Raw genomic sequence first — 14160 nt, 5'->3', positions numbered from 1 at the left:
GGCGTGCTTTAGCACGTTTATTTTACCCTTGACAAATTTCAGTCGAGCATTTAAAAGCTATTTGGCAAAAATCGGCGGAATTTTGTGAAATCATTATGCTATTTTTTCATTTTAACTTTACAAAACCGCATTTTATCTGCTTTGGCGCATCAGCTGTTTTGAAATCTTTCATACGCCGTATTGTAAATCTCCACAATCTCATCCATGCCAAGACTGGAGCACTTCTGCAGGTAAGCATCAAAGGTGGCATCAACAGATTCATTGCCAAAGATCCATTTCTGTTCCTGCTCATCTATATAGGAAGTAACTGCTGTCAGTTTCTCAGAAATTACTTTCTGCTCCTCTTCCGTAAAGGACAGTCTCGGAATGGGCTGCTTGATATAATTGTTATCCAGATACAGATTAATGGACTCCAGAGCGTCTTCGGTCATCCACTGACGTTCTGCATTAAAATCCTGCTCAGAACCAATATACAAACCTATTCCTTGTTCATAGAATGTTACTGTCATGGATTTGTCACTGTCTAAGAATTCAGGGGTAAAGGTAGGTACGCCGTCTACCATGGTATAATGCTCACCCTCTACGCCATAATTGCTCAGTATATAACCAGCTTCTGTAAACCAGAAATCAAAATACTTCATGGTTTCTTCCACATGCTCGTTCTGCACAGAAATACCCCAGCCAAACAAACTGTTGTTCGCACGGGAAGTATCTTCCCAAACTTCGCCGTTGCTGTCTGCAGGCGGCGCCATTGCGCTGAAATCAATCTCTGGAATCTTGTCACGGAGTTTTTCATTATATAAGGAAGTAGAGGTAAACCAGTCATGGGTAATACCGCCGATGTTGTCACCCAGCATGTACTCACGGGAGTTTCCGCCGCGGGTAAAGATTTCCTGATCGATCAATCCCTCTGCATACCACTGCGCCGCAGTCTTGACCGCCTCTTTAAACTCCGGCGTACATCTGCCATATACAATCTTGCCGGTTTCTTCGTCCAAAGAAAAGCCGTCACGGATGCCAAACAAATTGTAAATTGCCTTCAGGTTTCCTTCCCGGTCAAAATACGGAACTTCGTCTGCAATACCGTTGCCGTTGGGATCCTGTTCTTTAAAGGCTTTCATCACTGCGTAAAATTCATCTACGGTCTTGGGTTCTTCTAAATTCAGTTTTTTCAGCCAATCTTTACGAATATACCAACCCTTAGCGGTGTCTCCCCGCTCTACTCTGGGCAGATAATAGATATGACCGTCCGTTGAAGTCAGCTCTTTTTTCAAATAAGGATTTTCTTCTAAGAACTGCTTGATATGCGGTGCATATTGGTCAATCAGATCTTCCAGCGGAAGGAAAGCGCCTTGGCCGGAATATTTATCAAAATCTGATTTACTGGCAGAAATAATATCATCCAGCTGTCCCGAGGACATCATGGTAACAAAAACCTGATCCGCATTGGAAACGGACTGTGGTACAGAACCCTTCAGCGTAATATTCGTCAGCTTTGCCGCCTCCTGGAAAACGGGATAATCATCTTTAAATACAGGGGATCCTGCAACGCCTGCATAGAAAAAGCTCAGTTCCAAGGGTGTTTCACTGGCGGCAAATTCCGCACTTGCACTTCCGCTCGGGGTGGCTGTCTGTGCACTCTTGTCGCTGTTGCCACAGCCGGAAAGTACTCCAAACATCATTGCTCCTGTCAGAGCCGCCGCTACCAATCGTTTTTTTAACATAATTCTTCTCCTCCTTAAAATTAGGTAATCTTATATTTTAGATGCCGCAACATTCATTTTCTTTTTTACATCGCTATCGCACTATCCTTTGATGGCTCCCACCGTCATTCCTTTTACAAAATATTTTTGCAGCACGGGATAAACGCACAGCACCGGTATAATAGCCACTACAATGGTTGCATATTTCAAAGTTTCCTGATTATACTCTACCGAATCCGTCAGCGCACCGGTCTGCTCTGACCAATTTCCTTCTACAATCAATTTGTTCAAAATAACCTGCAGAGGAATCTTGCTCTCATCCTTCAGCAAGGTCATAGCCCAGAAGTATGCATTCCAGCGGTCTACCAAATAGTAAAGCATTAACGTAACCACGCTGGGAATAGCAAGCGGCAGATAGATCTGCAGCAGAATCTGAAAGTCGTTGGCGCCGTCCAGCTTGGCGGATTCCTCCAAAGCGTCTGGCAGGCTGGTAAAATAGGTTCGCATAATAAACAGATAAAAGGCGGTAACACAAAAACCAACAATAATCGCCGTCCGGGTATCCAGCAGGCCAAGGTCTTTAAAGTTCAGATAGGTCGGGATCATGCCCGCCTGGAACCACATGCTGAATGCAATTAAAAACGTAAAAATAGTTTTTCCCCGCAGCCTTTTCTTCGATAAAGGATATGCGCCTAAAATCGTCACCACGATACTGACCAGCGTTCCTACGATCGCATAGAAGAAGGTATTGGCATATGCCACCCAGATTCCTTCATAATGAATTACTTCTTCATATGCACTTAAGTTGATGCCAATGGGATACAGCCACACATGCCCGGAAGCTACCTCCATCGGATCAGAAAACGAAGCAACAATAACATAAATAAACGGATACAATGCAATAATCGCCAAAATGATTAATATCAGACCATTAAATACACCAAAAATTTTCTCACCTTTTGATCGTTTCATAACTCTTGTCTCCTTTCCCGTCTTACCACAAGCTGTATTCAGTCAGGCGCCTGCTCAGATAATTTGCGCCGCACACCAGGATCAATCCAATGGTACCATTAAACAATCCAATGGCTGCCGCCTGTGAATACTGTGCATCCAGCAAACCGGTACGGTATACATATGTATTAATAACATCAGCAGTTTCATAAGTCGCCGGCTGATAGAGAAGAATGATGGTTTCATAACCCACATTCAGCATATTACCAATGTTGGTAATTAACATCATAACTATTGTCGGCAGAATACACGGCAAAGTTACATGCCAGGTCTGCTTCCAGCGGTTTGCTCCGTCTAATACAGCTGCTTCATACAGCTCCGCATCAATGGCTGTCAGCGCCGCCATATAAATAATACTGTTAAATCCGGCTGTCTTCCATATGTTCATCAAAGTGTAAACTGCACGGAAGCATTCGGGCTTTGATAAGAAGTACTGTCTCTCTCCGCCGAAAAATGCGATCATATTATTGATAACACCTGTACTTGGGGAAAGAAAGTTGGTTACCAAACCGGCAACAATGACCGCAGAAATAAAATACGGAATATACATGCTGCTCTGGGTGAACTTCTTTAAGGCTTTGTTTCTAACTTCATTAAACATCAGCGCCAAAATAATCGGTACCGGAAATCCAAAAACCAAACCATATAAGCTGATCAAGAACGTATTTTTAATCAGTCTCCAGAAATACGGTCCCGAAAAGAAGTCAATAAAATTTTTGAATCCTATCCATTCGCTTCCTTCTAATCCGCTGAAAACCTTATAGTCCCGAAACGCAATCTGCAGTCCCCATATGGGCCGGTATACGAAGAAAATAAAAAACAACGCAGTTGGGATAAACATCAAGTAAAGCAGTTTGTCCCGGAAAAGATCCCGCTTCAGTTCTCTGAAATAGATCCCCACCCCGCTTTTCTTATTTCCGGCACCTTTTTTGTTTGCTACCGCAATTTTCATGTAACATTCCTCCTATTGCTCTCTAAAATCATATATGTTCTGTCAAGCCAATCTTTTTTTCACATCTCCCTGACGGACACCTTTTGCTTTGCACCTCACGGTGCTTTTGTAATTTTTATTATAATGACCGTTTCTAAAAAGTACAACAGGAAAAACTTGATAAAACCTGCGGGTTTTTGATTCTTTCCCAAATAAAGCAAAACATTGTTTTTTTTCTGTTTTATCGTTAGATCAATTTTTTGATATTTGACCAAATTATTTGATTTCAAAACGACAAGATTCTCCTCATCTTTTTATTTTCAAAAATTAAACTTCAACATTTTTTTCATACTATTGAGGTTTTTCAAAGGTTGAAAAATTTTGATTTTTGTGATATAATAAATAAGTGCGAATCAATTTCTTAAGGAGGATTCTTAATGATTTTCTTTCGACGAATGCTAAAAAGTAGTGTTGCCATCTGCATCATCTATACTTTTTTGTTTACGCTCATTATCTATTCTGCCAGTTCGTATTCCGTGAAAAAGGAATACGCAAATACAGTGATGTCTAAATTAGACCATATCTCCACCAATATCAATGACAGATTGACACGAACACAGGAATTGTCTGAATCACTCCGTAAAAATGACGCTGTCATCACGGCCAATACATCTGACAATGATATCTATGCCACTACACGGGTGTATTCTTTTTTGAATTCTCTGATGGCTTCTTATACCAACCCTTTTTACATGATAGCCATTGCTAAAATATCTGATGATCTTATCATCAGCAACTTTGCTACTATGTCGGTTGCAAGATATTGTAGTGAATATCTGAATGTGACAAACGAGGACTTTAATGCGGTAATCCAGGAGTTTGAGCAAGATCCGCTTCATTCCGGCGTACCTATCGTTTCACAAATCCCCACCGAAAGCGGCACAGAAGACCTGATTACCATTGTCACCTGTGAACGCACCGGAATGAAAGAACCCCTTTATGTATTCGCAAGTTTTTCTATGGATAATATTATTCAAGGCGCCGAGATGGAAAACAGTACTCTTATTATCGGCCTTGACAATAAACCCATCTATGCCAACGGAAACTTTGCTCTTTCTGAATTGGACGGCATTTTGAACGGAAATGTTCCGCGTGGCTATACTTTGTTCCGTGCGGAAAACCCCAATTCTTCCCTGCTGCGCAATCTCCAGCCCTATTTCCTGGTGCCTAAAAAACAATATATTGCCCTGCTGTCTCGCTTGACCCTTCTCACGCTGGCGATTTGCATCATGATTTTGATCAGCAGTTATTTTCTTGCTTATTATATTACCAAAAAAACTTATTTGCCGATCCGAGGACTGCTTTCTGCTCTGGGCGTCAAAAACGTTTCTACAAAAGAAAACGAAATTAATAAAATTGAAAGCATTATTACCGATGTCAAAACCAACAACCTGCATTTACAGCAGTTAGTCAACACCTATCAAATTTCACTGGAGGACAGATTTATCCGAGGCCTTTTATTCGGACAATTAGAACCCGCCGAAATCAAGCAGGGACTTTCGGATTTCCAATTTACCAATATCAAAACCTCTTTTATTACGGTTATTATTGAGTATGCTGACTATGATACCCTCCTTCAAACCTTGTCAAAAGACAGTATTACCTTGGTAAAACAAACCATTTTTTCCGTCCTTGACAAAGGCCTTGCAGAAATGGACTATCACTGGGTACTTGATTTAAGCACCGACCGTTATATCATTGTATCCACTGTACCGGATCCAAAAGAGTTTACCATTTTGCTGAAGCATTTGTTGAACCAAATAGAGACTTCTCTTGAAATTGAACTCTTTGCCGCTATGGGTTCTGTGGTGCCCGCCATTACAGAAATTGACCGTTCGTATATGGATGCACTGTATGTCTCCCAGCACCGTGTTCTAGGCTTACAGCACGCCATCATATGTACTCCTGAAGAGATCCACGCATTAAAAACCGATCTTCCTTTCTACCCGGTGGAAATAGAAAACTCGATCGTCGTGGAAACCACCCGAGGAAATCAAAAAGAAGCCGAACGGCTGTATACACAGCTATTAAAACAAAACTTCCCAGATCACACCTTTTCCGCAGAACAAATGTCACAATTTATTCTGATGCTGGTTTCTACCTTCAACAGGATTCTTGCCGCCCTTAACAAACAGCCGGATGAAATATTCCCGCCCAACACCATTATCTTTTTGGAGCTGAAATCCTGTAAAACAGTAAGTGAATTAAAAGAAAAAATCTTGGAATTGACTTATACCATTACAGAAAACGTCAATACGCAAAAACAAAGCATCAATGAAAAGAACGCCAAATTAATCCGCCTTTACATTGAAGAAAACTATACTAAAGATATTTCCCTTGCTGATTTGGCAGAATATCTGAACGTTTCTCAAGAACATGCCAGCCGCGTGTTTAAGAAACTGCTTAACGACAATTTTAAGAATTATCTTTCCCATTTTCGTTACCTGAAAGCCAAAGAAATCATGTCCGCTTCTCCAACCATGAAGCTGAAAGACGTTGCCTCAGCAGTAGGCTGTGCTAATACCGGCATTCTTTCCCGGCTGTTCCAGAAATATGACGGAATCTCCGCAGCCGAATATTTAAAACGCATGTAACCCCGGGTTCTGCATGCTATCTGACATACTACAAAGCACCGTATCCGCCTTGCATTATCTGCAAATTATCGAAGACCACAAGAAAAATCAAAAAATAACAATACATTTTCAAAATATGTTGTTCAAAATATGTTGTTCAAAAGCATATGAAAAAGCTCTGCAACCAATATGGTTGCAGAGCTTTTTGGTCGGGGCGACAGGATTCGAACCTGCGGCCCCTTGGTCCCAAACCAAGTGCGCTACCAAACTGCGCCACGCCCCGACGAACTTCTATATTATACTTGTTTTTCCGTTGTTTGTCAATAGCTTTTTTGCATTTGTGCTCTCACCCAAAAACCACCCTATCGTTTTGACGGGTAAAACATCGTGCCGCCAGTCTTTATCAGCACTTTAGCATTCATTTTTTCTGTAATGGCTGTACAAAATTGTTCCGCCAGATCAACCGGAAGATACAGGGGCAATTCCACCCGCTCCGTATATATTGCCTCACCAGATATCACTTCTTTCCATTTAGAAATTTCGTTCTGCAACTTACCTAAAAGAGTATATTCACACTGTAACGTAATTTCCCGGCAAAGCACCATATCCACAATCCCCGCAGCTTCGACTCCTGCTTTTGCGGCCGCAGAATACGCATGAACTAATCCGCCTGTCCCCAGTAAAACACCACCAAAATACCGTGTTACCACAATAATAAGATCAGTCAACCCCGATTTTTTCATCATGTCCAACACCGGCATGCCCGCGGTACCGCCCGGCTCGCCATCATCACTGTACCGCATCAAATTATTTTCTCTAAGGATATAAGCATATACGTTATGGGACGCATTCCAATGCTTTTGACGTATCTTATCCAAAAATATCAGCGCATCTTTTTCTGTAGTAACAGGTTTTACTGCCGCCAAAAATCGGGACCGTTTTACTACTAACTCAGCCTCAGCCTCTTTGACCGCCGTTGTATATATATTTGCCACTCCTCTTACTCCTTTAATCTCTTCTTTCCTGCCTTTTTTGTTTATTATATCCGTATTTTTCTTATATCCTTGTCGAATTTGGTCGAAAAAATAAACAAAAATTCAAGAATTTAGTTGATTTTAGACTTGCACTTCTTATCACTTTGTACTATAATGTAGCTACTATAGAGAACACGAAATGCAAATATATAAACGAGGAAATTATTCATGGATGAAAATCTATTTCAAAAAATAAAAGAAAAAGGATACGCCTTTGCGCATATACAGCTATTGCATAATATGTCTGCTACACGCACCATCGCTTTAGGATTTTGTCTGATCATACTTACCGGAACACTTTTGCTGATGTTACCCATTGCAACCCGGGAAGGTCAGGAAACCCATTTTTTAGATGCATTATTTACAGCTGCATCTGCCACTTGTGTAACCGGGCTGGTTCGCTATGATACATATACCCATTGGACTTTTTTCGGGCAGATAATTATTTTGCTGATGATACAAATCGGCGGTATTGGTTTTATGACGATCACTCTATCTTTTGTTATGCTTGCAAAACGCAGAATCGGCTTAAATCAGCGAATTCTGATGCAAGAGACCGTAGCTGCGCCTCAAGTGGGAGGCATTGTCAAAATGACCCGCCTAATTATTTACGGAACCTTGTTTTTAGAAGGGCTCGGTGCTGCACTGCTCGCATTCCATTTTTGCCCTAAATTTGGGTTTTGGCAAGGAATTTATTTTGGCATTTTTCATGCTATTTCAGCCTTTTGCAATGCAGGTTTTGACTTAATGGGAATTGTTGAGCCAGGTTCTTCTCTTATTTCTGAGGCTGGCAATCCATATGTCAATTTCATTATCATTGCCTTAATTGTATTAGGCGGACTCGGTTTTTTTGTATGGTACGATCTTCTGCAGGCACGCTTTCACTTTCGAGAAACGAAACTACATACCAAGGTCGTGCTCTGTGTCACTTTTCTCTTGATTATTAGCGGCGCCGCACTCATCTTTTTATTTGAATTAGAGGGAACACTTTACAAAGATAAAGCCTGGGAAGAACGCATACTTTGTTCTCTTTTCCAGTCGGTTACGCCACGCACAGCAGGATTTAACACGGTTCCTCTTAATCAGCTTACATCAAGAAGTCAGGTCATTATGATCTTTCTGATGCTAATTGGCGGCTCGCCCGGATCTACCGCCGGCGGTATGAAAACAACCACTATGGCTGTATTGGTTTGCAGCGTTTATACCACGTTTCGGCGAAAAAAATCGATTGAACTTTTTCATCGGCGGGTGGATGACGATATTCTGCGGACAGCTGTCACCGTTGCTGTATTCTATATTGGCTTGTCCTTTTGTGCCGCATTAGCCATCTCCGCCATTGATCAAACCTCATTTATGGCTGCTATCTTTGAAACCGTTTCCGCCATTGCAACAGTTGGAAGCAGTTTAGGAATTACTGGCAATTTAAGTGAAATTTCAGCCGTTATTCTTACCTTTTTAATGATTGTTGGAAGAATTGGTTCTGTCACTTTCCTGTTAGCTTTTTCCTCTGGTGCCGGAGCGCCAAAATCTCAATATCCGATGGAAAAAATACCAGTTGGATAAATTTATTTGTTATGGGAATAGAAAGGAAGCTATATCAATGAAATCTATATTAATTGTTGGCTTAGGAAGATTTGGTCGCCATATGGCAAAGAAATTTTTAGAACAGGGCGATGAAGTTCTGGCAATTGAAAAAAACGAAGAACGAGCCGACAGCGCATTAAGCTATGCGCGAAACGTGCATATTGGTGACGCCACAAACGAAGATTATATGGCCTCTCTTGGAATTGGCAATTTTGATCTATGCATTGTTGCAATTGGCGATAACTTTCAGGCCGCATTAGAAACAACGGTAGTTATGAAAGATTTGGGAGCACAGTTTATCATTGCCCGTGCTACACGGGATGTACACAAAAAACTTCTGCTGCGCAACGGTGCGGATTATGTGGTTTATGCCGAGCGCGAAATGGCAGAGCGTCTGGCCGTGAAATACGGTGCAAGCAACGTTTTTGATTTTGTGGAGCTTTCACCAGATTACTCCATTTATGAAATTGCCACACCTTCTTCCTGGTATGGAAAAACCATTTTAGAAAAAGATGTACGCAAAAAATATCAAATTAACATTTTAGGCTTTAAACGCGCCGGCGAGATCCATATGCTTCCGGATACAGATTATACCTTCCGACCGGAAGATACTCTCATTATTATGGGGCAAAATAATCACTTAAAACCATTGATCAAATCTTGAGAAAACACCCGGCGGATTTTAAAAAATCCGCCGGGCTGTTTATAATACTTTTACAACTACACGCCAAAGCACCACATCCAGTCATTTTCCAATTTGAAAGAAACATTCAGCATCATCTTTTCTTCATCTTTATTCATTGAATCGGAATGAATAATAATAATATTCCGATTATCTGCGGTCATCAATTTACATATATAAATATTTTAAAGACACACTTTCAAATAAAGGAATACGCTTTTTATATATGCTATATACTTTCGTTTTTCTCAATACCTCTATAAAATTAAATTTAATTTTTTCTTTGATTTTCCAATAAATTTTTAACATGATCATAACATATCATCTTAAGCAAAAAAAGTCAGTCGTTTTGAAAGCATTTGCGACCAAATACATTTTTGTAATATAAGCGCCAAGCAACAAATCAAAACTGTATTTTTATATAAAAAATACGACAAGTCAAAAGACTTGCCGTAATCTGGTTGCGGAGGCAGGATTTGAACCTACGACCTTCGGGTTATGAGCGGGCGTCTGCATTTTTAATCATATTTCCAAAAGTACAATAACCCTTTGTATTATGCGGTCTACAACGATTTTATTTTTCATGGAGTGAAGTCTATTTTAACCCTCTATTATAGACTTAGGGGGCGGTTAGGGGGCAAGATAGATTTTACAATATCTGTTTTCTGATTTTTGCAATCTTACGGCGACAGGATTCTAATTCTACCGCAATAACATCATTTTCTGAATTGGGCTGAAAAAACTGTCGGAGCGTTGCCAATCCATCAGCAACCATAGCAAGATTTGCGGCTATGACTTCATCAGCAGACAAAGCCTTTTTCGTTTCTGGTTTTTCAATTATTTTTATCATTATATTCACCCTTTCCTGCATGCTGTGATTTTATATCATGACAACCTATTCCATTTATCAGTCTGCACTTTCTGCATTCATCAATGATATTCAAACAATGTTCTAAATCATTTGCAAAAATACAACCTCCAGAAGCATCAAGAAAAACATTTCTGACATTCGTTAAACACTCTGTAGCTGTTTGAAGATTGAGCAGTATTTCTGCTCCCGTTGATTCCTTGCATTCAACAATCGGTATCATTTTATTATCTCCTTCCGTTCATAACTTCATTTATTCAGGCAGAGAATGTCTATATTTTTTATAGAGATAATAAGAACCCGACCCACCAGCGAAATCAAAGATTACGGGCGGGTACCCCTGGAACCTTGTTGCTGCGCAATAAAAAAGTGCCCTGCAACTTGGCAAGGCACCTATCATCATGCTATTTACGTTTGTTTTGTCCGGTGAATATTAATTTTTTATAAGCCAGACAAGGGTAAGCGAATACTTCACCCTTGTAGAAAGACTAATTTAGCTTTTTGATCCGTCTGATACTCTTAACATTTGCATCATAGAACAAAATATTGCCTTCTTGGTCAAAAGTTAAAATATCGCTTCCGTTATCTTGGTAAATTGCTGTTTGATCCTGATAATCAATTTCTTCATTACTAAGCCACAATTTTACTTGTTTTGTCGGAGTCACCTGGTAAATGTCAGAATCCAGTATATAATAAAAATTTATACCATCAGTACCTATATACAAATTTTCTAAAAGTATGTCTGAATTTAACACATTTGTAGTATCATAATCATTTTTTGCAAGATTATATTGACAGTAATATATATTATAATTATCTATTACTAAAAATGTAATTTTTGAATCTATAACCGCTAAAGAGAATGGAATATATTTTAATGAATCCTGAAACTCGGGTAATTTTATTTCAGTACCTTGTCCTGTTGATAAATTTACTCTTGAAAAATATGGAGCATAACTACTTCCGCCAAAATCAAATCCATATAATTGTTTTTGGTCAAGTAAACACAAGTCTGGAGCCCATTCATTTTTAACCGTTCGTAAAACCTCGCCAGTAGTTAAGTTAATTGTCGCCATTGCAGCAGGCATACCGTTATTATCTATATTTCCTATTATACAATTATTTGAAAAGTCATATACAATGGAAGATATAAATCCCTTTTCTCTTCCTACTTCTGCAAATTCAAAGTTGTCATATTTTTTATCTACATCTACAAAAACACTTGCAATTCCATTTTTATAAATCATAACTTTATTATCTTGAATGTAATAAATATTATTATCTTTATCAGTTATAATACTCTTGGCATCAGGTGCATAGACAACAGTTTCCGTTGCATAGCGTTTTGGTATTACTTTTTGCTCAATCACTACTGTATTGATTTCACCACGCCATTCCACCGTGGCTTCCAAAGATTCTGCTACCGCTCTAACAGGAACTAACGTCCGTCCATTTAAGAGTATAGGCGCTGTATCAAGCGTTATGTATTGTCCATTCTTCACCATTGTATTGTTGCCAATCTGCATCGTAATACTTATATCATCTTTTGTTGCTTTTACATACTGGTTATACTCATCCCATTCTACCGTTGCGCCCAGTGTTTCAAATATCAATCTCATGGGAACCAATACTCTATCATTCTGCATAATTGGCGGTTGATCGAAGTTAAGTGTTGCTCCATCTACTGTTACATAGATATTTTCTGAAGCCAAAACACCAAACGGCAAGATACCTATTGTCAATATTAAGACAAGTAATAATGCTATTGATTTTTTCATAATGTAAATACCTCCATTTTCTTACTATCTAGGCTGATTCCAATTATATTGTTCTTTCATAGATTCTATGAGCGTCTGTGTTAATTGAGAATTGTTCATTGTTTCTTGTACAGGTGAGCGTTCATCTATACTATTTGTTGCCCAATGAACTTTATTATCTTTATCTAACCCATCTACAAATACAACGTAAGTTCTTGTTCCATTTCCAAAATCATAGTATAAAAGAGCAGCACAACGACCATATTTATCTTGACCAATTACAGAGTAATCCACTAATTTTGGTGTTTTAGGCGAATAAGTTGTATTTTCAAAAACAATAACTGCACAATTTATAATTTCATCATCGGTCAAGTTTGTTTTAAAAGATGTTCTGTTTCCTGTATCAGTAGCAACATCGTTACTTTTAGATGTTTCTATATCCGAAACCTTTTCATTAGATTTTGTAGAGGAGTCATTTTGATATGCCATATCATTTATTTTACTCACAACAGGGACACATATAATACATATCACAAGCGTTATTACCATAGCTTTTTTATTCGTATGCATATCATGTGTCTGAACGTCTGGATTTTCACTCTGATACCGTTTTATTTCCTTATTTACATAGTAATATTTTATAAGTGCTATGATACAGACAGGAACTAACAGTATTCTTGACATAGAAGATAAGAACGAAGCAAACTTCATAATAGAATACCATACCCCATCAAACCAGTAATATTCATCATAAAACGAAAATAAGAAGATACTAGCGGCAATCATGGCAAACACTACACATAAACAACGCTTGCGCCGCAATTCTGCCCTCGTAAAATCTTCTTGACTATTGATATTACATTCAAAAAATCTTTGTATGAAATTTTTCGTATTTTTTACCGCCTCATTTTTAGCGTTTTGAAATTGATCGCTCTGTATAAATTCTTGTGATTGTTGTACTGCTTGTTTCGCTTTTTCCTTAACCGCCGTTGAAACATTCTCTGCCGATTCCTTTAGCTTGTCCATTGTTTCCTGCACTTTTTCACTATTATAAATATTTTTCTGCTCTTGTACATTTGATTGGTTTGTATCAAGCGCTGGCGGTACGGTAACAATTTCATCATTTGTCGAAGTTGCTTGTTGACTATTTTCACCGTTGTTTTTATATTCCTGCACGACTTCACTAATTTTTTGTTTCCATTGCTCTTTTTGTTTTCCCGTAACGATAAAACCATGATTTTTACCGTCTGTGGTATTGACACGAATCATATTAGGTGTTGGCATAAGTAAATTTAATGTATTACCTGTAAAAGCAATTTTTGAAAATGGAATTTCATCAAAAGAAGAACCTAAATTGAATGCATGTGCCTTAAATACTAATCTTTGGTTCGTTAGGTATAAATGTCCCCCTTTTGAAGCAATTCCTCCTGCCTGACGTTTATTTGCTGCTCCCATCATAATAACTTGTTCCCCAGGCATTAAAAAATCATATTCCATGATTAAACTCCCCTTTCATTTGTCAAAGTTATTACCTATCTTCATATTTCTGTCGCATAACTGTTTCCCCACATCGTTTGCATAAATAGGTTACTTCATAATAAGTACGAACAACGAAAACACTCCTACCATGCCCACATTTTAGCAATCTCCGTCTTTTTGTAGTCATATTACAAGTACCGGTTTCCGTACGCTTGACTTCCGACAGAGAACACCACGATCTGCAATGCGGACATTCAATATCAAAAATTTTTGGTACGGCATGAAGTGCAACAAGACCAAGAACTGCTATCGTGCTTGATTTCATGCGAATTCACCTCCTTCAAGAAATGAACGTTTTGTTAAGTTAAATGAAAATTGAGACCTTGAACTCCTTATGGTATAATGGTTTTACCCCAAACCCGAATACCTCCCTGAAAATCAGAGAAAGGAGATCAAGATCTCATGGATAAAATTATAC

General features: G+C 38.9%; 13 protein-coding genes and 1 tRNA gene. 3 read left to right on the top strand and 11 right to left on the bottom strand.

Features of this window, described 5'->3' with window-relative positions:
- Positions 1-149 precede the first annotated feature (149 nt).
- The 3 genes from INF28_RS12075 to INF28_RS12065 all read right to left on the bottom strand — a co-directional run bounded on the left by INF28_RS12075 (position 150) and on the right by INF28_RS12065 (position 3666).
- Positions 150-1724 (bottom strand): extracellular solute-binding protein, encoded by a 1575-nt coding sequence (locus tag INF28_RS12075; RefSeq protein WP_226393707.1) that lies wholly within the window; start codon positions 1722-1724, stop codon positions 150-152.
- Positions 1725-1805: 81 nt separating this feature from the next.
- Positions 1806-2675 (bottom strand): carbohydrate ABC transporter permease, encoded by an 870-nt coding sequence (locus INF28_RS12070; RefSeq protein ID WP_226393706.1) that lies wholly within the window; start codon positions 2673-2675, stop codon positions 1806-1808.
- Between the two features lie 22 nt (positions 2676-2697).
- Positions 2698-3666 (bottom strand): ABC transporter permease, encoded by a 969-nt coding sequence (locus INF28_RS12065; RefSeq protein WP_226393705.1) that lies wholly within the window; start codon positions 3664-3666, stop codon positions 2698-2700.
- A 416-nt stretch (positions 3667-4082) separates the two neighbouring features.
- Here INF28_RS12065 and INF28_RS12060 point away from each other — a divergent pair, with 416 nt between their 5' ends.
- On the top strand, positions 4083-6299 hold the full coding sequence (locus tag INF28_RS12060) for a helix-turn-helix domain-containing protein (protein WP_226393704.1): 2217 nt from the start codon (positions 4083-4085) through the stop codon (positions 6297-6299).
- A 185-nt stretch (positions 6300-6484) separates the two neighbouring features.
- On the opposite strand, the gene INF28_RS12055 is transcribed toward INF28_RS12060, so the two are convergent.
- Together INF28_RS12055 and INF28_RS12050 are read right to left on the bottom strand one after the other, a co-directional pair.
- Positions 6485-6561, bottom strand: a tRNA-Pro gene (locus tag INF28_RS12055).
- A gap of 79 nt (positions 6562-6640) precedes the next feature.
- On the bottom strand, positions 6641-7273 hold the full coding sequence (locus INF28_RS12050) for a YigZ family protein (RefSeq protein ID WP_226393703.1): 633 nt from the start codon (positions 7271-7273) through the stop codon (positions 6641-6643).
- Positions 7274-7480: 207 nt separating this feature from the next.
- Here INF28_RS12050 and INF28_RS12045 point away from each other — a divergent pair, with 207 nt between their 5' ends.
- Positions 7481-8875, top strand: a complete 1395-nt coding sequence (locus INF28_RS12045) for a TrkH family potassium uptake protein (RefSeq protein WP_226393702.1) — start codon at positions 7481-7483, stop codon at positions 8873-8875.
- Between the two features lie 37 nt (positions 8876-8912).
- Positions 8913-9560, top strand: coding sequence for a potassium channel family protein (locus tag INF28_RS12040; RefSeq protein WP_226393701.1), 648 nt, complete (start codon positions 8913-8915; stop codon positions 9558-9560).
- A 56-nt stretch (positions 9561-9616) separates the two neighbouring features.
- Here the strand turns inward: INF28_RS12040 and INF28_RS12950 are convergent, their stop codons facing one another.
- The 6 genes from INF28_RS12950 to INF28_RS12015 form a co-directional block, all read right to left on the bottom strand.
- Positions 9617-9742: a hypothetical protein gene (locus tag INF28_RS12950; protein ID WP_264175777.1), complete on the bottom strand. Its 126-nt coding sequence runs from the start codon at positions 9740-9742 to the stop codon at positions 9617-9619.
- A gap of 485 nt (positions 9743-10227) precedes the next feature.
- The gene (locus INF28_RS12035; RefSeq protein ID WP_226393700.1) at positions 10228-10428 is read right to left on the bottom strand and encodes a hypothetical protein; all 201 of its coding nucleotides are present in this window, start codon (positions 10426-10428) and stop codon (positions 10228-10230) included.
- The gene (locus INF28_RS12030; RefSeq protein WP_226393699.1) at positions 10412-10669 is read right to left on the bottom strand and encodes a hypothetical protein; all 258 of its coding nucleotides are present in this window, start codon (positions 10667-10669) and stop codon (positions 10412-10414) included. Before INF28_RS12030 ends, INF28_RS12035 begins: the two co-directional genes overlap by 17 nt.
- 265 nt (positions 10670-10934) lie before the next feature.
- Positions 10935-12224, bottom strand: a complete 1290-nt coding sequence (locus INF28_RS12025; protein ID WP_226393698.1) for a stalk domain-containing protein — start codon at positions 12222-12224, stop codon at positions 10935-10937.
- 24 nt (positions 12225-12248) lie between these two features.
- Positions 12249-13700 (bottom strand): PH domain-containing protein, encoded by a 1452-nt coding sequence (locus INF28_RS12020; RefSeq protein ID WP_226393697.1) that lies wholly within the window; start codon positions 13698-13700, stop codon positions 12249-12251.
- 31 nt (positions 13701-13731) lie between these two features.
- Entirely contained in the window at positions 13732-14007 is a 276-nt protein-coding gene (locus tag INF28_RS12015) for a hypothetical protein (RefSeq protein ID WP_226393696.1), read from the bottom strand.
- Positions 14008-14160 lie beyond the last annotated feature (153 nt).

This window comes from Ructibacterium gallinarum (assembly GCF_014982785.1).
GTDB lineage: Bacteria > Bacillota > Clostridia > Monoglobales > Monoglobaceae > Ructibacterium > Ructibacterium gallinarum.
Note: the sequence above shows the minus strand (reverse complement) of the source record. Positions and strands in the feature narration are given on the sequence as shown.